Annotated in this window: 21 protein-coding genes, 3 tRNA genes and 2 pseudogenes; 13 read left to right on the top strand and 13 right to left on the bottom strand. The window is 67.0% G+C overall.

Annotation, left to right across the window (positions count from 1 at the left end; all coding sequences use genetic code 11):
- From EXE45_RS15250 to EXE45_RS15235, 4 genes are all read left to right on the top strand, one after another.
- A partial coding sequence (locus tag EXE45_RS15250; protein ID WP_206750474.1) for a hypothetical protein occupies positions 1–545 on the top strand: 545 nt, incomplete at its 5' end.
- 57 nt (positions 546–602) lie between these two features.
- The gene (locus tag EXE45_RS15245) at positions 603–1,046 is read left to right on the top strand and encodes a hypothetical protein (protein ID WP_137694800.1); all 444 of its coding nucleotides are present in this window, start codon (positions 603–605) and stop codon (positions 1,044–1,046) included.
- A 79-nt stretch (positions 1,047–1,125) separates the two neighbouring features.
- Positions 1,126–1,341 (top strand): hypothetical protein, encoded by a 216-nt coding sequence (locus EXE45_RS21375; protein WP_137694799.1) that lies wholly within the window; start codon positions 1,126–1,128, stop codon positions 1,339–1,341.
- Positions 1,342–1,391: 50 nt separating this feature from the next.
- The gene (locus EXE45_RS15235) at positions 1,392–1,982 is read left to right on the top strand and encodes a mechanosensitive ion channel domain-containing protein (protein WP_092920426.1); all 591 of its coding nucleotides are present in this window, start codon (positions 1,392–1,394) and stop codon (positions 1,980–1,982) included.
- Between the two features lie 115 nt (positions 1,983–2,097).
- Here the strand turns inward: EXE45_RS15235 and rpsB are convergent, their stop codons facing one another.
- The 13 genes from rpsB to EXE45_RS15170 all read right to left on the bottom strand — a co-directional run bounded on the left by rpsB (position 2,098) and on the right by EXE45_RS15170 (position 8,337).
- Entirely contained in the window at positions 2,098–2,931 is an 834-nt protein-coding gene (gene rpsB, locus EXE45_RS15230) for a 30S ribosomal protein S2 (RefSeq protein WP_092920427.1), read from the bottom strand.
- A gap of 16 nt (positions 2,932–2,947) precedes the next feature.
- Complete coding sequence (eno, locus tag EXE45_RS15225; protein WP_092920428.1) at positions 2,948–4,150, bottom strand: phosphopyruvate hydratase; 1,203 nt, start codon at positions 4,148–4,150, stop codon at positions 2,948–2,950.
- The gene (locus EXE45_RS15220; RefSeq protein WP_092920429.1) at positions 4,150–4,326 is read right to left on the bottom strand and encodes a DNA-directed RNA polymerase subunit K; all 177 of its coding nucleotides are present in this window, start codon (positions 4,324–4,326) and stop codon (positions 4,150–4,152) included. The genes eno and EXE45_RS15220 overlap by 1 nt, the downstream gene beginning before the upstream one ends.
- Before the next feature lie 2 nt (positions 4,327–4,328).
- Entirely contained in the window at positions 4,329–4,523 is a 195-nt protein-coding gene (locus EXE45_RS15215; RefSeq protein WP_006628058.1) for a DNA-directed RNA polymerase subunit N, read from the bottom strand.
- 12 nt (positions 4,524–4,535) lie between these two features.
- On the bottom strand, positions 4,536–4,934 hold the full coding sequence (locus EXE45_RS15210; protein ID WP_092920430.1) for a 30S ribosomal protein S9: 399 nt from the start codon (positions 4,932–4,934) through the stop codon (positions 4,536–4,538).
- Entirely contained in the window at positions 4,928–5,377 is a 450-nt protein-coding gene (locus tag EXE45_RS15205) for a 50S ribosomal protein L13 (protein WP_092920431.1), read from the bottom strand. The genes EXE45_RS15210 and EXE45_RS15205 overlap by 7 nt, the downstream gene beginning before the upstream one ends.
- On the bottom strand, positions 5,374–5,727 hold the full coding sequence (locus EXE45_RS15200) for a 50S ribosomal protein L18e (protein ID WP_092920432.1): 354 nt from the start codon (positions 5,725–5,727) through the stop codon (positions 5,374–5,376). Before EXE45_RS15200 ends, EXE45_RS15205 begins: the two co-directional genes overlap by 4 nt.
- Positions 5,728–5,766: 39 nt before the next feature.
- A tRNA-Leu gene (locus tag EXE45_RS15195) sits at positions 5,767–5,851 on the bottom strand.
- Between the two features lie 149 nt (positions 5,852–6,000).
- Positions 6,001–6,753 carry a DNA-directed RNA polymerase subunit D gene (locus EXE45_RS15190; RefSeq protein WP_092920433.1) on the bottom strand — a complete coding sequence of 251 codons (753 nt, stop codon included), beginning with the start codon at positions 6,751–6,753 and terminating at the stop codon, positions 6,001–6,003.
- A 1-nt stretch (position 6,754) separates the two neighbouring features.
- Positions 6,755–7,144 carry a 30S ribosomal protein S11 gene (locus tag EXE45_RS15185; RefSeq protein WP_004046448.1) on the bottom strand — a complete coding sequence of 130 codons (390 nt, stop codon included), beginning with the start codon at positions 7,142–7,144 and terminating at the stop codon, positions 6,755–6,757.
- On the bottom strand, positions 7,144–7,677 hold the full coding sequence (locus EXE45_RS15180; RefSeq protein WP_137694798.1) for a 30S ribosomal protein S4: 534 nt from the start codon (positions 7,675–7,677) through the stop codon (positions 7,144–7,146). The genes EXE45_RS15185 and EXE45_RS15180 overlap by 1 nt, the downstream gene beginning before the upstream one ends.
- Positions 7,674–8,195 carry a 30S ribosomal protein S13 gene (locus tag EXE45_RS15175; protein WP_092920435.1) on the bottom strand — a complete coding sequence of 174 codons (522 nt, stop codon included), beginning with the start codon at positions 8,193–8,195 and terminating at the stop codon, positions 7,674–7,676. Before EXE45_RS15175 ends, EXE45_RS15180 begins: the two co-directional genes overlap by 4 nt.
- Positions 8,196–8,251: 56 nt before the next feature.
- Positions 8,252–8,337 (bottom strand) — tRNA-Ser (locus EXE45_RS15170).
- Positions 8,338–9,176: 839 nt separating this feature from the next.
- Here EXE45_RS15170 and EXE45_RS15165 point away from each other — a divergent pair.
- The 9 genes and pseudogenes from EXE45_RS15165 to EXE45_RS15125 form a co-directional block, all read left to right on the top strand.
- Positions 9,177–10,217, top strand: a complete 1,041-nt coding sequence (locus EXE45_RS15165; protein ID WP_092920436.1) for a zinc-binding dehydrogenase — start codon at positions 9,177–9,179, stop codon at positions 10,215–10,217.
- Complete coding sequence (locus tag EXE45_RS15160) at positions 10,207–10,557, top strand: hypothetical protein (protein ID WP_137694797.1); 351 nt, start codon at positions 10,207–10,209, stop codon at positions 10,555–10,557. The genes EXE45_RS15165 and EXE45_RS15160 overlap by 11 nt, the downstream gene beginning before the upstream one ends.
- Positions 10,558–10,640: 83 nt before the next feature.
- Positions 10,641–11,219 carry a (d)CMP kinase gene (gene cmk, locus EXE45_RS15155; protein WP_137694796.1) on the top strand — a complete coding sequence of 193 codons (579 nt, stop codon included), beginning with the start codon at positions 10,641–10,643 and terminating at the stop codon, positions 11,217–11,219.
- Between the two features lie 22 nt (positions 11,220–11,241).
- Positions 11,242–12,219, top strand: a complete 978-nt coding sequence (locus tag EXE45_RS15150) for an RNA-guided pseudouridylation complex pseudouridine synthase subunit Cbf5 (RefSeq protein ID WP_137694795.1) — start codon at positions 11,242–11,244, stop codon at positions 12,217–12,219.
- 23 nt (positions 12,220–12,242) lie between these two features.
- Complete coding sequence (locus EXE45_RS15145) at positions 12,243–13,430, top strand: succinylglutamate desuccinylase/aspartoacylase family protein (protein WP_137694794.1); 1,188 nt, start codon at positions 12,243–12,245, stop codon at positions 13,428–13,430.
- Between the two features lie 46 nt (positions 13,431–13,476).
- Positions 13,477–13,547: transfer RNA gene (locus tag EXE45_RS15140), tRNA-Pro, on the top strand.
- A 226-nt stretch (positions 13,548–13,773) separates the two neighbouring features.
- Positions 13,774–14,067: pseudogene (locus EXE45_RS15135) on the top strand (DUF433 domain-containing protein); the annotation flags it as partial.
- A 7-nt stretch (positions 14,068–14,074) separates the two neighbouring features.
- The gene (locus EXE45_RS15130) at positions 14,075–14,410 is read left to right on the top strand and encodes a DUF5615 family PIN-like protein (protein WP_137694793.1); all 336 of its coding nucleotides are present in this window, start codon (positions 14,075–14,077) and stop codon (positions 14,408–14,410) included.
- 195 nt (positions 14,411–14,605) lie between these two features.
- A pseudogene (locus tag EXE45_RS15125) lies at positions 14,606–17,602 on the top strand (Eco57I restriction-modification methylase domain-containing protein); the annotation flags it as partial.
- Between the last annotated feature and the right edge of the window lie 56 nt (positions 17,603–17,658).

Here is a 17,658-nt window from a genome sequence, read left to right as displayed (position 1 = left end):
CCCGCGCTCGCGGCGGGGAGCCCGGCGCGGCGGGCCGACGGAGCGGCCGCCGGAGGGGGTCGGCGATGACTCGCCGTCGGGCGCTCGCCTGCGTCCTGTTGCTCGTCACCGCCGGGTGCGCGGGCCTCGGCGGCACCGCCGCCGACGTGACCGTCGAGAACGCGCAGGCGACCGAGTACCGGCTGACGGCGTACCTGATCGAGGAGCCGGTCGGCGCCGGCAACGTCACCTTCCGGGCGACGAACGAGACCGGCGCGCGGACGACGGTAGAGCGGTTGCGGTTCGAGACCGACGGCCCGTACTACAACGCCTCGCTGAGCGCCGAGTGGAACGCGACCGAGCGGCGCTTGGTCGTCTCGCCGGGCGAGACGCGGACCGCCACGTTCGACGCCTGGGAGCCCGGTACGGCGGTCGTGTACGTGTTCGAAGCGCCGGACGGGCGAGTGGTCCGGACCTCGTTCGCCGACTGTCCCCGCGACTCGCTGAGCCACACGTTCGTGTTCTCCGACGGCCCGGAGAACGGCTACCGGTCGACCTGCTCGTGACCGGACCGCACGACCGGAGGCGATCATTTAAGTCGGTATCCGGACAACGAGTGACCGATGCCCTCCGCAACTCGCCGCACGTTCGTCGCCGGACTGTCGACGGCGCTCGTCGTCGCCGCCGCCGGGTGCGCCGGAAGTGGCTCCGACTCGGCTCCCGCCCACTGGGTGAGCGTCTACCTCGGAGAGCGCGAGGAGACTCATGACGTGACCGTCGCGGTCACCGACGCGAGCGGCGCGACGCTGTTCGAGGAAGCGTATCGCCTCTCGGACGACAACGAGGCCGAGGAGGACGAGCCCATTCCCGGGTCGTCGGAGCCGGAGTCCGTCGTCGTGACCGTCGACGGCGTCAGATTCGAGCGGGACTGGCCGGGGGTCGAGCGGCCGGGACTTCCCTGCGGGGATCCGAACCGCAGCGGCGTCGAACTGTGGATCGAGTCCGCCTCCGACGGGACGCCCGCGTTGCGGTTGGAGACCGGGTGTCAACGCGTGGCAAACGAGTAGGCTGCGCCGACGACCGGTATATATCGGTACATATGGCTCTTAGCGGCGTTTAATATCGTGTCCGTCGCACGGGCAGGTAATGGGTCGCTTCCACTCGGACGTCGAACCGCACCACCTCGACATCGACATCGACGAGTACGAGAACGCGTACGTCGTCGGTGACGTCCACGAACGACTGATGCGACTCGCGAGCGAGCGGGTGCCGGACGACCGGTCCGGCGGCGACTCGGAGCCGCGGCGCGAGCCGAGCGTCGACCTCGACGGCGTATTCACCTCCGACACCGACGCGAACTGACGCGGCGGTCGTCCCGTACCTTTTCCATCCGGGCGCGTGTTCGGGTCGGCATGACGCGGATCTCGTCGCTCGTCGCCCGCTCGCTCACCGACTTCGTCGAGGGGTTGGCCGTCGCGATACCGCGGCTGCTCTCGGGGGTGGTGTTCCTCGCGCTGGCGTACGTGACGGTGAAGGTCGTCCTCGCGCTCGTTCGGGGGTCGATCGACCGGGTGTACATCGGTGACCGCGAACTCGTCGGCGACCTGATCGCCACGCTCGTGGCCATCTTCCTCTGGTTCGGCGTCGCGCTCACCTTCCTCAAGGTGCTCGGGATGGGCGACATCGCGGCGAGTCTGGGCACCGCCGTCGGCTTCATCGCCCTCGGGGTCTCGTACGCGCTCTCCGAGATGATCGAGGACACGGTGGCGGGCGTCTACCTCCTCCGCGACCCCGACTTCAACGTCGGCTATCGCGTCGAGGCGAAGGGCGTCACCGGCACCGTCGCCGCCATCGAGCTCCGGAAGACGCGGATCGACACGGACGCCGGCGACCGGATCGTGATGGCCAACCGCGAGATCGAGCCGCGCTGGACCCACGACGTGCCGGCGGCCGACGCGACGGGTGACGACGAGCCCTCGTCGGCGGACGGCTCAACCGCGTAACAACGCGCAGACGTGAGGACGGCGTTGGGGGTGATCGATCCCCGCGAGTCGAGATACCGACGGCTCGCGGACGTCGAACGGGCGAACGGGAACCGAAACGCGAAAAACGACCGGCCTACAGTTCGTCCTCGAAGTCCTCGAGGGCGAACACGGTGTCGGCGCCGCGGCGGTCGAGCGTCTCGTTGGCGAGGAGCCAGTAGACGACCGACAGCGCGCGCCGACCCTTGTTGTTCGTCGGGATGACGAGGTCGACGTTCGACAGCTGGTTGTTGGAGTCGCACATCGCGATCACCGGGATGCCGACGGTGATGGCCTCCTTGACGGCCTGCGCGTCGCCGATCGGGTCGGTGACCACGACGACGTCCGGCTCGATGTAGCCGGCGTAGTCGGGGTTCGTCAGCGTGCCCGGGATGAAGCGACCGGTGCGGGCGCGGGCGCCGATGGCGTCCGCGAACTTCTCGGCCGGGAACCGACCGTACTGCCGCGAGGACGTGACGAGGATCTGCTCGGGATTGTAGTTCTCGAGGAAGTCCGCGGCCGTGCGGATTCGCTCGTCGGTGAGGCTCACGTCGAGGACGTACAGCCCGTCGTCGCGGACGCGGTGGATGAACCGCTCCATGTCCTTCGTCTTCTGCTGGGTCCCGATGTGGACCCCCGCCGAGAGGTAGTCCTCGACGGGGATCAGCAGGTCGACGTCGTCGTCGGGCATGACGTCGTCGTCGAACGGGGAGGCGTCGTCGTCCTCCTCCTCGGTCTCCTCCGCGGCCGCGGCGGCGGCCTCGCTCTCGGCGTCGGCGGCTGCTTCGGGTTCGGCGTCGGCGGACGCCCCCTCGGCAGCCGCGTCGGCGGTCGGTTCCTCGGTCGTGTCGGCCTCCTCCTCGACCGCCGCGTCGACCGCCTCGGTCTCCGCGTCGTCGTCGAGTTCGACCGCGTCGTTGTCTTCGCTCATGCGTGGTGTCGGTCCGTCATACCGCGTCGTCCGCGATGCGGACCAGTTCGTTCAGCTTGGCCGTTCGCTCGCCGCCGACCGTGCCGGTCTTGATGTAGCCGGCGTCGGTCGCCACGGCGAGGTGTGCGATGGTCGTGTCCTCGGTCTCGCCCGAGCGGTGCGAGATGACCGTCTCGTACCCGTTGCGAGCGGCGAGCTCGACGGCGTCGAACGCGTCCGACAGCGTCCCGATCTGGTTCGGCTTGATCAGGATGCTGTTGGCCGCGCCCGCGTCGATCCCGTCTTCGAGCCGCTCGACGTTGGTGACGAACAGGTCGTCGCCGCAGATCAGCGTCCGGTCGCCGACCCGGTCGGTCAGCGTCGCGAACGCCTCGTAGTCGTTCTCGTCGAGCGGGTCCTCGACGTACGCGAGGTCGTACTCGTCGACGAGGCCGGCGACGTACTCGATCTGTTCGTCGGCCGACTTCGTCTCGTCGCCGTACACGTACGCCTCTCGGTCGTCGTCGTACAGCTCGGCGGCCGCCATGTCGAGGCCGAAGCGGATCTCGAATCCGACGTCGTCCTCGACGCGATCGACCGCCTCGTCGACGACCTCGAACGCCTCGGCGTCCGAGATGGGGGGCGCCCACGCCCCCTCGTCGCCCTTCGCCGCGGGCACGCCGCGCTCGTCGAGCACGTCCGCGACCGCCGCGTGGACCGCGGCGTTCGCGAAGACGGCCTCCGAGACGCTCGGCGCGCCCACGGGCGCCGCGAGGAACTCCTGAATGTGGGTCGCCTCCTTGGCGTGTTCCCCGCCGCCGACGACGTTGCCGAGCGGAACGGGGAAGTTCTCGCCGCGGAACGCGCCGCCCAGGTGCTGGTACAGCGGCGCGCCCAGCACGTCGGCGGCCGCCTTCGCCGCCGCCATCGAGACCGCGACCGCGCTGTTGGCGCCGATGGCCGAGAAGTCGTCCGTCCCGTCGGCGGCCCGCAGGGCGTTGTCGACCGCGCGCTGGTCGCCCGCGTAGACGCCCTCGAGGCGCGGCACCGCGTGCTCGCGGGCCTTCGCGATGGACTCGCTCGCGGGCAGTTCGATCGCCTCGTACTCGCCCGTCGAGGCCCCGCTTGGGGCCGCGCCCCGCCCGAAGCCGCCGGACTCGGTGAGCACGTCCGCCTCGACCGTCGCGTTTCCGCGCGAGTCGAGCACGCGGCGGAGCGAGACGCTCGTGATCCGCGTCATCAGCTCTCCCTCCGGACGGTGAACGGGAGCGCGCCCGCGTCGTACTCCTCGGCGGCGACGAGGATCGGCTCCGTCTGGTCCGTCTCGATCAGCACGGGCGCCCCGTAGGACACCTGTAGCGCTCGCGCACCGAGGATGCGTGCCTTCTCGTATCGATTGTATCGCTGTCCTGACATAGTTACTGGTACGGCGAGACGACGTCGACGAGGTCGCGGTGGCTGACCAGCATGCGCCGGCAGCAGTGCCGGTCGACCCCGAGGTCGTCGAGGACCTCGCCCGGGTCTTCGTCGCCCTCGCGAGCCCGCTCTTTGAACTCTTCCCAGTGTTCACCCACGACGTTGCCGCACGTGAAACACCGGACGGGGATCATCATGACTGGATCACCTCAGCGGTAGGACTTCTGGTAGCGAGCGCGCGCGCCGGGTCCGCCCCACTTCTTGGGTTCGGACTGGCGCACGTCGTTGACCAGTAGGGTGCGGTCGAAGTTCATGTACGCGTCGCGCAGCTCGGCGTCGCCGAGGTGCTGGACGAGTCCGCGGGCGATGGCGGTCCGCGTCGCGTCCGCCTGGCCGCTGAAGCCGCCACCCTGGACGTCGATGTCGATGTCGACGCCGTCGCGGAGCTCCTCGCCCGCGATGCGGAACGGCTCCAGCATCTTGAGCCGCGCCTGTTCCGGTTCGACCAGCTCGACTGGCTGGGAGTTGATTCGCACGCGACCCTCGCCCTCGCGCACGGTGGCGCGGGCGACGGCCGTCTTCTTCTTGCCTGAGGTGTTCGTTACCATGTGACGTTGGCTCCCAGAGACTCGGAGATGTCCCCGAGCGTGGTGAATTTGATGTTCGAGAGGCGGTCGAGCGAGGTGCCGTCGAGGACGACGCTCTCGACGTCCTCGTCGCGCTCGTAGGGGTTCCCGACGTACACGCGCACGTTCGAGAACGCCTCGCGGCCGTCCTCCGACTTGTACGGCAGCATGCCCCGGATGGCGCGCTTGAAGATCCGGTCGGGGCGCTTGGGGTAGTACGGCCCGCTGTCCGAGCCGAGCTCCGCGCGCTTGTGGTACGTCTCCATCGTCGCCTCCTCGTTGCCGGTGATGACGGCTCGCTCGGCGTTGACGACGGCGACGGTCTCCCCGGCGAGGACGCGCTGGGCGACCTCCGAGGAGACGCGACCGAGGATGCAGTCGCGGGCGTCGACGACGACGTCCGCGTCTATCTTCGCGAGACTCATCGGACCACCCGGACGTTGCTTCCTTCGGGGTTCTGTTCGATGAACTGTTCCAGCGTCACCGCCTCGCCGGTCTGATCGATCTTCGTCCGGGCGGTCCCGGAGAAGTCGACCGCGGCGACGGTGACGTTCGTTTCGAGCACACCGCTGCCCAGCACCTTGCCGGGGACGACGACCGTCTCGTCTTCCTGAGCGTACCGTTCGATGCGGCCCAGGTTGACCTCAGCGTGCGTGCGCCGTGGCTTCTCCAGTCGGTCGGCGACGTCCTGCCACACGTTGGCACCGGAGTCGCGCGAGACCGACTTCAGATCGGCGATGAGGTTCTGTAGTTTCGGATTCGTCTTGCTACTCATGGCTGTCCCTCCTGAACGGAGAGTTCGTGGAAAACGGAGTGCAGGGAGCAGGATTTGAACCTGCGGACCTCTACAGGACAGCGCCCTGAACGCTGCGCCGTTGGCCTGACTTGGCTATCCCTGCGTGCACTCCACCGTATTCCGGCTCCCTTCAAACCACTTTCGGTCCCGCCGTCCACCGCCTCGGCCGCGGGCGCTCCGGCGCTGGGAGCGGGGCCGCGGCTGGCGGCGGGGGCGACGGTCAGGGGGGTGGTTCGAAGGGCCGTCATTTCCTTATACTGCGACTTTCGTCTGTAGTTCGTCCGCGCGCGCCTCGATGGAGTCGATCGCGCGGAGCAGCAGTTCCTCGACGTCGAACGAGCCGTCCGTCTCGATGTGGAAGACGAACGCGCCCGGCACGTCCTCGACCGCGACCTCCTTCCCGGGGAACCGTTCCGAGAGGTCGTTGTCGAACTCGTCGGTGAGCTCGATGTCGCCCTCGGGCGTCTCGATGACGCCGCGGAGGATGTTCGGCTCGTCCTCGTCGAACTCGCCCCGGTCGCCCTCGACCGAGACGCGCTGGAGGTGGCGGTAGCCGACGGAGACGCCGCCCTGGTGTTTGGCGTGCTCCTTCCCGGTGTCTAACACCGCCGTCGCCTCGAACTCGAGGCGCTGGCCCTCCTTCAGCTCGATGATCGGAACGTTGTCGTCCGCGACCCCGACCAGCGGGTCGGCGCACTCGATGTCCCCGGAGTACGCGGTCGCCGGTCCCTCGACGTCGAGCGCGAGGGTGACCTCGTCGCCGAGTTCGAAGTCGTCGAGCGGCGTCGTCAGGGGGACGAGCCCCAGCCGAAGCCCGATCATCTCGTCGAACATGACCGAGGAGTTCTCGACGAACTGGACCGTGTCTATCGAGAACGTCGGGACGTCGGCGATCATCGCCCGGCGGATGCCGTTGGCGAACGCCGGCGTGAGCCCGCGGATCAGCACCCGCGCGCTGCGTTCGTCCCGTTCGACGTACTGGACATCGAATTCGTCTTCGGTCATGTCAGACTCGCTTGTTCTTCGGCGCCTTCGTCCCGTCGTGCGGGATCGGCGTGACGTCCTCGATGCGACCGATCTCGACGCCCGCACGCGAGAGCGCGCGGATCGTCGCCTGCGCACCGGGACCGGTGGACTTGTTGAGGTTGCCGCCGGGGCCGCGCACGCGAACGTGGACGCCCTCCAGACCGGCGTCCTTCACGCGCTCGGCGACGACCTCCGCCATCTGCATGGCGGCGTACGGCGACGCCTCGTCGCGGTTCTGCTTCACCACGGTGCCGCCGGACGACTTGGCGATCGTCTCGGCGCCCGTCTCGTCGGTGACCGTGATGAGCGTGTTGTTGAACGACGCGTACACGTGGGCGATGCCCCACTTTCCGTCCTCGGATTCACTCATTAGTTGCTCTCCTGTGACTCCGCGCGCTCGGGGTGGAGATCGTCCGCGAGCGGGCTCGTCTCGTCGAAGGCGATGGCGCCTTCGTCGTCGACGTCCACCTTCACCGACGGGCGCGTGACGCGAGCGCCGTTGACGGTGATGTGGCCGTGGACGATGAACTGGCGGGCCTGCTGGGTCGAGGAGGCGAATCCCTGGCGGTAGACGACCGTCTGAAGCCGGCGCTCCAGTAAGTCGGTCACGTCGAGCGACAGGACCGTCGAGATGTCGTCGTTGTCGCCGAGGATGCCGATGCGGCGGAGCCGTGTGACGAACTCCGCGCCGGCGTCCTGGGCGGCGTCGACGTCGCCCTGCGCCTCGCCGAGCAGCCGTCGGGCCTCCCGGCGCATGTTACGCAGTTCGGACTGGGCGCGCCAGAACTCCTCTTTGTTCTTCAGACCGTACCGCGAGAGGAGGTCGGACTCCTCGGCGATGCGCTCGCCCTGGTACGGGTGGTTCGGCGTCTCGTAGCCCTTGGTGTTCTTTCCGGTGCTCATTCGTCGTCACCCTCCTCTTCGTCGGCCATCTCCTCGCGGATCTCCTCGACGTTGACCCCGATGGTCCCCTCCGAGCGACCCGTGGACTTGGTGCGCTGCCCGCGGACCTTCTGCCCGCGCTTGTGGCGCACGCCCTTGTACGATTCGATGATCTTCATCCGGTTGATGTCGTGACGGCGCTTCTCGCTGACGTCGGTGCCGACGAGGTGCGTCGTCTCTCCGGTGAAGAAGTCGTTCTGTCGGTTCGTCATCCACGACGGGACGTGGTCTTCGAGGTTCTCGGCGATGTCGACCACCGCGTCGATGTCATCCTCGTCGAGGAGCCCGAACGTGGCGTTTCGGTCCACGTCGGCCTTCTCGGCGACCAGCCGCGCCGTGCGCGTGCCGATGCCGTCGAGTTCGGACAGGCTTCGCTCGACCGTCTTCGTCCCGTCGAGGTCCGCGCCCCCGATCCGAACGAAGTACTGGAGGTCTTCCTCCTCCTCCGGCGAGTCGTCCTGTGATTCTTCCGTGCTCATGTGTTGGTTGTGGTGAGCCCTACCGGCGCGAATCCGGCGGTACTCGTCCGTTCGAGCGTTGCGGCGGGGATTCGAACCCCGGAGGCAGTGACGCCACAGAGTTAGCAACCCTGCGCCTTGGGCCAGGCTTGGCTACCGCAACCCGCGTTGTATCATCGCCCTCTCGGACTCGGGGCCCGACGCCCCTACAGTTCGTGCGTTCGTTACCTCCCGCTTTCGGTACTTAAACATCACGAAACGGTCGGGGTGCTGTGGGGGTCTCGCACGGTCGTCGCGTCGGGAGTATCGAGGGGCGACGAGGTCGCGAAGGACGCGTAGAATCCGTCGAGACGGCGCTGTTGGAGCCCTGTTTTTCAGATGTTTTCCCGTCTGAAACGGCCGATCGGTGAGTTGTGCTTCTTGATCGATCGCGGGAGTGAGTATCGCAGATCGGCGGTGGCGGGAGCGTATTTAAAAGGCGATGAGCGACGGCGACGAGCGCTTATAAATGGCAGGCGGTGGCGCGCCTGCGAGCGGCCGCCCTCGGCGGCCGCGAGCCAGCCCGCGAGGGAGTCAGTCGCCGGAGCGAAGCGGAGGCGACTGACGAGGTTGGGGAGGCGTGAGGTGCCGTGCGGGGCGGGACTCAAAGGGGCAGTCGCGAGGCGGCCGCAGGCGACGTTAAGCACCGCAGCGAAGGAGCGCCAGCGACTGAGCGAGGAGCACAGCGAGCGTGCGTCCGCCTCGCGACTGGGGCTTTGGAGGTACTCACCGCAGTAGCGTCAATCACTTATAAACAGCCGACAGCAACACCGCAATCTGAATTATAAACGACCGCTCTCAAGACGTACTACACTCACTCCCGAAATCGCTCGTCGCTACGTCTGTGTTGACCGAGACCGGGTAGAACGTGTCTCTCTCAGAGGGTTTCACCAGAGCCATCGAGGCGCACCGCCCGTTTCCGTGAGGCGTACTGTTTAGTGGATCCCGCGGGAGAGTCCGACCATGAAGGCCGTTCAGTTCGCCGACCACGGCGACCGCGACGTGATCGAGTACGGCGAGTTCCCCGACCCCGAGCCGGACCGCGGCGAGGTGCTCGTCGATGTCAAGGCCGGCGCGTTGAACCACCTCGATATCTGGACCCGACGCGGGATGCCCGGCATCGACTTGGAGATGCCGCACGTCCCGGGCAGCGACGCGGCCGGCGTCGTCGAGGCCGTCGGTGAGGGCGTGACGCGGTTCGAGCCCGGCGACCGCGTCGCCGTGAGCGCGGGCGTCTCCTGCGGCGAGTGCGAGTTCTGTCGCAACGGCGAGGAGTCGCTGTGCGTCTCCTTCCACATCATCGGCGAACACGTCCGCGGCGTTCACGCCGAGAAGGCGACGGTCCCGGCGGCGAACCTCGTTCCGGTCCCGGACGGCGTCGACTGGGAGGTCGCCGGCTCCGCCTCGCTCGTCTTCCAGACCGCGTGGCGAATGCTCCACACGCGCGCCGAAATCGAGGCGAGCGAGAAGGTCCTCGTCTTGGGCGCCTCGGGCGGCGTCGGCCACGCGGCCGTCCAGATCGCCGACCACGCGGGCTGTGAGGTGTACGCGACCGCCTCCACCGAGGAGAAGCTCTCGCACGCCGAGGAGTGCGGCGCCGATCACGTCATCGACTACGAGGCGAACGACTTCGCGGACGAGATCGACGAACTCACCGGCAAACGCGGCGTCGACGTCGTCGTCGACCACGTCGGCGAGGCCACCTACCCCGACTCGCTGAAGTCGATGGCGAAGGGCGGCCGGCTCGTCACCTGCGGCGCGACGACGGGCGGGAATCCGGGCGCCGGTCTCAACCGCATCTTCTGGAACCAGCTGTCGGTGCTCGGGTCGACGATGGCGACGCCCGGCGAGGTCGACGACGTACTCGAACTCGTCTGGGACGGCACCTTCGAGCCCCGCGTTCGCGAGGTCCTCCCGATGAGCGAGGCGGCGCGCGCACACGAGATGATAGAGAACCGTGAGGGCTTTGGCAAAGTGGTGGTAAAACCGGACAGTGAGCTCTGAGACCGACGCGACCGACCCGGACGGCACCACCGACGGCGGCTACGTCCACGTTCCGGATGCCGACGGCGGCGAGGGCGACGAGCCCGTCGGCCTCGGGTCGTCGACGGCCGACGACCCTTCCGCCGACGGCTTCGGTCGCAAGGGGTGGGCGCTGACGGCGGCGATCTTCACCTGCGCCCTCGTCATCCCGGGGATCATCTACGTCTACCCGTACGCGGCGGGCTGGTTCGGCCTCCCCTTCTTCGCGACGTACCTCGCGCTCCCGCTCGTCCCCGCGCTCCTGCTCGGCCTCGTCGCGGTCTGGTCGATGACGGCCGCGACGGCCGACGACGAGCCCTGAGCGAGTCGGCGACGCGGTCCGGGAGTCGACGCCCGACGCGACCGAACGACAACCGTTTTGAACGACACCCGCGCAGTGACGATATGTTGATCACCGTCTCCGGCCCGCCCGGCAGCGGGAAGAGCACCAACGCCGCGCAGCTCGCCGACGCGCTCGGTCTCGGGCACGTCTCCGGCGGCGACATCTTCCGCGAGATGGCGGCCGAACGCGACATGACGCCCGTCGAGTTCAACGAGTTCGCCGAGGAGGACCCCCAGATCGACCGCGACCTCGACCGTCGGCTCCGCGATATCGCCGTCGACCGCGACGACGTCGTCCTCGAGTCGCGGCTCGCCGGGTGGCTCGCGGCCGACCACGCCGACTTCCGGTTCTGGTTCGACGCGCCGCTTTCGGTCCGCGCGGAGCGGATCGCGGAGCGCGAGGCGAAGCCGGTCGACCGCGCGCGAACGGAGACGGAGCGCCGCGAGGCCTCAGAACGCAAGCGGTACGAGGAGTACTACAACATCGACATCGAGGACCTCTCGATCTACGACGCCGCGTACAACACCGCCCGCTGGGGGCCCGAGCGCTTCCTCGACGTCCTCGTCGCGACCGTCGAGGCGTACGACCCCGCGGACGACGAGGGGAAGTCCCCGGTCGAGGGCGTCGTGTACGACTTCTGAACCGCCCGCCACCGCACCACCCATGACAGACGCCTCCGACGCCGACGCCGACGAACGCGCCGACGGCGAGGGCCCCCTCAGAGCCCCGCCCGAGGAGCGGTCGGTGTCGGAGTTGCTCCGGTTCGGCGTCGTCAACCTCGACAAGCCAGCCGGCCCCTCCTCGCACCAGGTGTCGGCGTGGGTGCGCGACGCGGTCGACGAGACGCTCGCGGCGCTCGACCCCGAGGGCCCCCCCACCGGCGGCGTCGCGCACTCCGGCACCTTGGATCCGAAGGTCACCGGCTGTCTCCCCACGCTGACCGGGGACGCGACGCGCATGGCGCAGGTGTTTCTGGAGGGTACCAAGGAGTACGTCGCGGTGCTGGAGCTCCACGGGTCGCCCCCGGCGGACTTCCGGGACGTCGTCGCGGAGTTCGAGAGCGAGATCTACCAGAAGCCGCCGCGGAAGAGCGCCGTCAGCCGCCGGCTCCGCACGCGGACGGTTCACGACCTCGACGTGCTGGCGGTCGACGACCGGAAGGCCCTCCTCCGGGTCCGATGCGAGTCGGGAACGTACGTGCGGAAGCTGTGCCACGACATCGGGCTCGCGGCGGGCGTCGGCGCGCACATGGGGCACCTCCGGCGCACCGCCACCGACCCGTTCGACGACCGCGACCTCCGCACGCTTCAGGACTTGGTGGACGCGCTCGCGTGGGCCGAGGACGGCGACGACGCGCTCCTCCGCGAGGTGGTCCGTCCCGCCGAGGACGCCCTGACGCACCTCCCGGCCGTGAGGATCGCACCGTCGGCCGCGCGCAACGTCGCGACCGGTGCGCCCGTGTACGCGCCCGGCGTGATCGACATCGACGACGCCGCTCGGCCGGACCGCACCGGTGACGGGGATCCCCCTCTCATCGCGTGTTTCACCCCCGACGGCACCGCGGTCTGTCTCGGGCGAGTCGTCGGCGATCCGGACGCCGACAGCGGGGTCGTCGTCGACTTAGAGCGCGTTCTTTTATAACTCCACTACCCTCGAACCCGGGTATGGACGAGTCTGACGCGGACGGGGACGAGGGCGGCCGAATAGCACTCGGGAGCGCGAGCGCGGGGCCGGGGACGCTCGACCGCGGCCGGCTCCCGGTCGCGGACCTCCCGACCGGGGGCTCGGAGGCGCTGCCGGTCGCGGTCGCGAACGGCGCCGGCGACGGGCCGACGCTGTGGCTCACGGGCGGCGTCCACGGCGACGAGGCGACGGGCGTCGCGGTCGTTCAGGACGCGGTCGCGGCCCTCGGCGACCGCCTCGCCGACCTCGCGGGCGCGGTCGTCGCGGTGCCCGTGGTCTCCCCGGCCGGACTGCGCCGGAACGCGAGGGAGACGTACTACGCCGACGAGGACCCGAACCGCCACTTCCCGGACGCCGACGCGGAGTCGGCCCGCCCGCCGAAGCTCCAGGAGCGGATCGACGCCCGGCTGTACGCCGCGATCACGGGTGACCCTCCGAGCGACGCGGGCGAGTTCGCCGTCGAGACGGTCGGGACGAACGCGGCCGCGGACGCGCTGATCGACTGTCACACCGCGGGCGTCGGCAGCGACCCCTTCGTCATCCGCGACCGCGTCCTCCACGGCGACCGCCGGAGCGCGTCCGAGGCGACCGCGCTCTCTGAGGAGCTCGGCCGGCTGGTCGACGCGTTCGGCCTCCCGGTCGTCCGGGAGTACCCCGCGGCCGAGTACGTCGAGGAAAACCTCCAGCGGTCGACCGCCGGCGCCGTGCTCAACGAGGCGGGTATCCCGGCGTTCACGGCGGAGTTAGGCGCGCACAGCGTCGTCGACGACGCGCTCCTCGACGCGGGCGTCGCGGGCGCGTTCGGCGTCGCGGTCGAGATGGGCCTGCTGGCCGCCGGCGACGTGCCCGCGTCGGTCGACGAGTCCGGCGTCGGCGTCGATCCCGCGCCCGTCGAGTTTCCCGTGCGGCGCTTCCGGAGCGCGACGACGGACGCCGCCGGACTCGTCCGGCACCGCGTCGCGGCCGGCGACGCGTTCGCCGAGGGCGACGCCCTCGCTGACGTGGTCGACGCCGCGGGCACGGAGCGCGCGACGGTCCGCGCCGACGCGGACGGCTACGTCCTCGGCCGCTGCGAGGGGCTCGCCGTCTACGAGGGCGACCCGATCGGCAGCCTCGCGGTCCGGGACGACGGCGACCTCGTGGTCCCGCGGGACGCCGGCGAGGAGTGAAGCGAAGTCCTTAATTACCGGACCGTCGTTTCTCGTCGTGTAGTCAGGGACCGTGGGGTAGTGGTATCCTATGCGGATGGGGTCCGTATGACCTGAGTTCGACTCTCAGCGGTCCCATCAGATTCTTTACAGATTGCCGTTATCGGCAGTCTCAACGCCTTCTAACGCCCGAAAAACGCATTCGAGGGTGCGCTATGAACCGCCAAATCGGCGGTTCCGACGAAACCGCGCAGTGCCGGTACTGTGATGATGATATCTCTGACATAGACCGAATAGTACTCGCTGAAGCCAGCGATGGCCGCTAGAGCGACGTTGTATGTTTTCTCGGCTAATACGCGCGGGTATGGCACAGTCGTCGGTTCGGATCGCGACCGAGGTCCACGACGAGCCGCATATCGAGGGGCGGCGCGTGACCGTCCGGCGGATTCAGGGGCTCGTCGAGGGGGCCGGAAAGTCGGCCGAGGAGGTGGCCGAGCAGCTCGACCTCGACGTGGCGGACGTGTACGGCGCGCTCCAGTACTACCACAGTCACCCCGACGGGATGGCGGCGGTCGAGCGTCAGCGGGCTGACCGCGAGGCTGCGGCGCAGGAGGCGGGTGCGGTGTCGCTGTCGGAGCTGAAAGGCGACGAGGGCGCGAAACCGGATGGAGTATCGGGTCCTCGTCGACGAGGACACGAGTCCGCGGGTCGCGGAGTCACTCCGGGGAAAGGGCGTCGCCGCGGAACACGTCCACGAGGCGCTTTCTGAAGGCGTCGACGACGAGTCGATCGCGGCGTTCGCTCGCGAGGGCGGCTACGTCGTCCTCACGCACGACACCGATTTTCTCGACGCGGAGACGCGAGGGGACGTGCCGGTGCTCTACTACGCCGACGATACGACGGACACCTACGCGATCGCTGACCGCGTCGCGGCGGTGGTCGAGTCGATGCCGGACCCGACCGACCTGCGCCCGATCGTGAAGCTCAACGAGCGGGGCTGAACGTCGTGGTCGAAACGCGCCAGTAGGTCGAGACGGCGCTGATCGGCGGGCGTTGGGTGCGACTGAGGCGGCGTCGGGAGATCGGTTCTAATCGCTACCTGAGAGTGTTGTCTCGGTGTCGGCCCGCGACCGTTCGGAATCTGTGACTATCTCCGTCATCTATTTAATTGCGCTGACGTGTGGGTTTGATATTCAATGAGCCAAGCGACGCTCGGAAGCGGTCCCTACCGGAATTCCAGCCTCTTCTCTGGCTACTATCTCGACGAGCGCGTTGCCGACCTCGACGCGTGGGACTGTGACGCCGAAGCCGAGGAAGCGTTCGAGCAGATTCGTGACCTCTGGAACCGGGAGGGAGCGCTCTTGCCCTCCTACAAGGAGGACGAACTGATCGACACGTGGATCGCCGAGGTTCTCGACATCCTCGGGTACGGCACGAGTTCCGAGGTGACGCTCCCGGACGGCGGGGGCTACGTCGACCGGCTACTCTTCGAGAACAAGGACGTACGCCGCGAGAGTGCCCGGCAGGCGCTTGACAGCGGCACGGAAGGGCACTTCTCCCGGGCGCTGTCGATCCTCGAAGCCAAGCAGTGGGACGCCGACTTTGAGAAGTTCTTCTCCGAACAGCGGTCCTATCGCGACGCGTCTCACCAGATCAAGTTCTACCTCGAACGGACTCCCGGCGATCTGAACTGGGGGATCCTCACCGACGGGAAGAAGTGGCGGCTCTACGGCACGAAGGACTACGAGACACAGACGTACTACGAGGTCGACCTGCCGGAGATTCTGGAGAGCGGGAACCTAGAGGCGTTCAAGTACTTCTACGTCTTCTTCCGGCCCGGAGCGTTCGTCGAGACGGCCGGGAGTTCCTTCCTCGACGACGTGTGGTCCGAATCGGAGACGGCCGCACAGGAACTTGGAGAGGACCTCCAAGACAACGTGTTCCGAGCGCTGCGGGTCCTCGGAAAGGGGTTCGTCGAGTCGAACGATCTGGAAATCGATCCCAACGACGAGGACGGACTCAGCGCCGACGAACTGAAAGAGCAGTCGCTGGTGCTGCTCTACCGGTTGATGTTCGTCCTCTACGCCGAGTCGCGGGGGCTGATCGACCCCGACGACCCGGCCGCCAGCGAGGAATATCAGGAGTACTTCAGCCTCGAAGCGAAACGCGAGGAGATACTCGACGAGGTCGACGGGCTTGACGTCGAGTCCGGCGCGGCGTTCGAGCAGGAGTTCAGTCAGTACTCCTCGTCGATCTGGGGGCGGCTCTCGGAGCTGTTCGAGCTGATCGACGAGGGCGAAGAGGACCTCGGGATTCCGCCGTACAACGGCGGCCTGTTCAGCCGCGAGGACCACGCGTTCCTGACCGAGAACGACGTGAAGGACCCGTACATCGCGGAGGTGGTCTACTGGCTGTCGACCACGGAGAACGAGGAGGGCGAGCACGTCCCGGCGGACTACGCTGACCTCGACACGCGGCACCTCGGGTCGATCTACGAGGGGCTGTTAGAACACGAGTTCCGGATCGCGGGGCCGGAGGGCGTCGCGGCGGTCGCTGAGGACGGCGGACAGGTCTGGAAGTCGGGAGACGAGGTCTCGGTCGCGGACGCGGTCGAGGTCGTCGACGAGGGCGGGCTGTACGTCGTCAACGACGAGGGCGAGCGGAAGGCGACGGGCGCGTACTACACGCCCGACTACGTGGTCACCTACATCGTTGAGGAGACGGTGGATCCGCTGCTTGACGAGATTCACGAGGACCTCCGCGCGGAGGGGTACGAACCCGAGACCGTGGAGTACGCCGCGGAGTTCTTCAATCGGGTCCAGGAACTGAGCATCCTCGACCCGGCGATGGGGTCCGGGCACTTCCTCACGAAGGCGACGGGCTACCTCTCGAAGCAGGTGATGGACGAAGTGCGGGCGCTCGACGAGCAGGCGGGGTTCTTAGACGAGCAGCACATCCGCCGGCAGATCTCGAAGGAGGTTATCTACGGGGTCGACATCAACGAGATGGCGGTCGAGCTGTCGAAGCTCTCGATGTGGTTGGAGACGCTCGCCGCGGACCAGCCGCTCGCGTTCCTCGATCACCACGTGAAGCCGGGCAACTCGCTTGTCGGCAGCGACATCACCGAGGTCCTGAGCGACGACGGGCCGGGCGACGACGACGGGCAGATCACGCTCACACAGGCGTTCGCCCGTGTTCGGCAGGACACGCTTGAACACGTGATGGACCTGATGGCGGACCTGCTCGCGTACGACAACGAGACGCTCGACGAGATCAAGTCGATGGAGGATCTGTACCACGAGATCCGCGACGATCCCCTCTACAAGCGCCTCTTCGAGTTGGCGAACGTCCACACTGCCGAGGAGTTCGGCGTTGACGTGCCGGAGGACGCCTACGAGCAGATGGCGGGCGCGATCGAAGCGGAGGACGATTGGGCGGAGATCCGCGAGGAGCCGTGGTTCAAATCGGCACAGGCGACGGCCGCCGAGCTGGACTTCTTCCACTGGGAACTTGAGTTCCCCGAGGTGTTCTTCGATTCGGCGGGCGAGAAGATGGCCGAGGCGGGGTTTGATGCGGTTGTCGGGAATCCGCCGTATGTCCGTCAGGAAAAACTAAGCGAGATTAAGGACTATGTTGAGATCAATTTCCGTGTTTATGATGGGAAGGCCGATATCTACTCGTACTTTTTCGAACGGGGATTGAACATTTCACGAATTGGTGGAACTGTCGGATACATCTCTTCTAATCGGTTTATTACTGCTAATTACGGAGAGAATCTGAGAGCGTATTTATCAGAAGAAAGTGAAATGCGTAAAATAATCGATTTTAAAGATCTACCTGTTTTCTCCGGGGTAACAACATATCCTGCGATATTTATACTTAAGAAGAGAACGAACAGCGATATTGATACTGAGTACGTTGATGTAGATCATCTATCGTTTTCCGACTTAGGTAGATACGTCGAATCAGAGTCTGTACAGGTTCCAGCTAAGAATTTTGGCGAAACTTGGAGACTCCGATCCAAGAAGGTCAACTCCGTACTTGATAAGATTGGTAAAAAACAGTCACTAGAGAATTACATTGAGGGAGAAATAAACAGAGGGATAGTAACTGGATTTAATGATGCCTTCGTTATTGATAGAGAAACAAAAGAAAAGCTGGAATCAAAAGATGAGAGCAGTTCAGAAATAATAAACGCTCTTCCGTAGGAGATTGTTGATACTGGCGAGCTGTCGCTGTCGTGTCGAAG

Origin of the sequence: Halorubrum sp. SP9, assembly GCF_005435015.1 — an archaeon.
GTDB classification, from domain to species: domain Archaea; phylum Halobacteriota; class Halobacteria; order Halobacteriales; family Haloferacaceae; genus Halorubrum; species Halorubrum sodomense.
The sequence above is the reverse complement of the archived record's forward strand: the minus strand, read 5'-3'. Positions and strand labels throughout refer to the sequence as shown.

Excerpts from the sequence above, each read along its gene's own strand:
- EXE45_RS15215 (WP_006628058.1), bottom strand. The coding sequence starts at position 4,523 with ATGATGATCCCCGTCCGGTGTTTCACGTGCGGCAACGTCGTGGGTGAA.
- EXE45_RS15165 (WP_092920436.1), top strand. The coding sequence starts at position 9,177 with ATGAAGGCCGTTCAGTTCGCCGACCACGGCGACCGCGACGTGATCGAG.
- EXE45_RS15175 (WP_092920435.1), bottom strand. The coding sequence starts at position 8,195 with ATGAGCACGGAAGAATCACAGGACGACTCGCCGGAGGAGGAGGAAGAC.
- EXE45_RS21375 (WP_137694799.1), top strand. The coding sequence starts at position 1,126 with ATGGGTCGCTTCCACTCGGACGTCGAACCGCACCACCTCGACATCGAC.
- EXE45_RS15205 (WP_092920431.1), bottom strand. The coding sequence starts at position 5,377 with ATGAGTCTCGCGAAGATAGACGCGGACGTCGTCGTCGACGCCCGCGAC.
- EXE45_RS15180 (WP_137694798.1), bottom strand. The coding sequence starts at position 7,677 with ATGAGCACCGGAAAGAACACCAAGGGCTACGAGACGCCGAACCACCCG.
- EXE45_RS15145 (WP_137694794.1), top strand. The coding sequence starts at position 12,243 with ATGGACGAGTCTGACGCGGACGGGGACGAGGGCGGCCGAATAGCACTC.
- EXE45_RS15185 (WP_004046448.1), bottom strand. The coding sequence starts at position 7,144 with ATGAGTGAATCCGAGGACGGAAAGTGGGGCATCGCCCACGTGTACGCG.
- EXE45_RS15190 (WP_092920433.1), bottom strand. The coding sequence starts at position 6,753 with ATGACCGAAGACGAATTCGATGTCCAGTACGTCGAACGGGACGAACGC.
- EXE45_RS15220 (WP_092920429.1), bottom strand. The coding sequence starts at position 4,326 with ATGTCAGGACAGCGATACAATCGATACGAGAAGGCACGCATCCTCGGT.
- rpsB (WP_092920427.1), bottom strand. The coding sequence starts at position 2,931 with ATGAGCGAAGACAACGACGCGGTCGAACTCGACGACGACGCGGAGACC.
- EXE45_RS15200 (WP_092920432.1), bottom strand. The coding sequence starts at position 5,727 with ATGAGTAGCAAGACGAATCCGAAACTACAGAACCTCATCGCCGATCTG.
- EXE45_RS15235 (WP_092920426.1), top strand. The coding sequence starts at position 1,392 with ATGACGCGGATCTCGTCGCTCGTCGCCCGCTCGCTCACCGACTTCGTC.
- EXE45_RS15130 (WP_137694793.1), top strand. The coding sequence starts at position 14,075 with ATGGAGTATCGGGTCCTCGTCGACGAGGACACGAGTCCGCGGGTCGCG.
- EXE45_RS15150 (WP_137694795.1), top strand. The coding sequence starts at position 11,242 with ATGACAGACGCCTCCGACGCCGACGCCGACGAACGCGCCGACGGCGAG.
- EXE45_RS15210 (WP_092920430.1), bottom strand. The coding sequence starts at position 4,934 with ATGGTAACGAACACCTCAGGCAAGAAGAAGACGGCCGTCGCCCGCGCC.
- eno (WP_092920428.1), bottom strand. The coding sequence starts at position 4,150 with ATGACGCGGATCACGAGCGTCTCGCTCCGCCGCGTGCTCGACTCGCGC.
- EXE45_RS15245 (WP_137694800.1), top strand. The coding sequence starts at position 603 with ATGCCCTCCGCAACTCGCCGCACGTTCGTCGCCGGACTGTCGACGGCG.
- cmk (WP_137694796.1), top strand. The coding sequence starts at position 10,641 with ATGTTGATCACCGTCTCCGGCCCGCCCGGCAGCGGGAAGAGCACCAAC.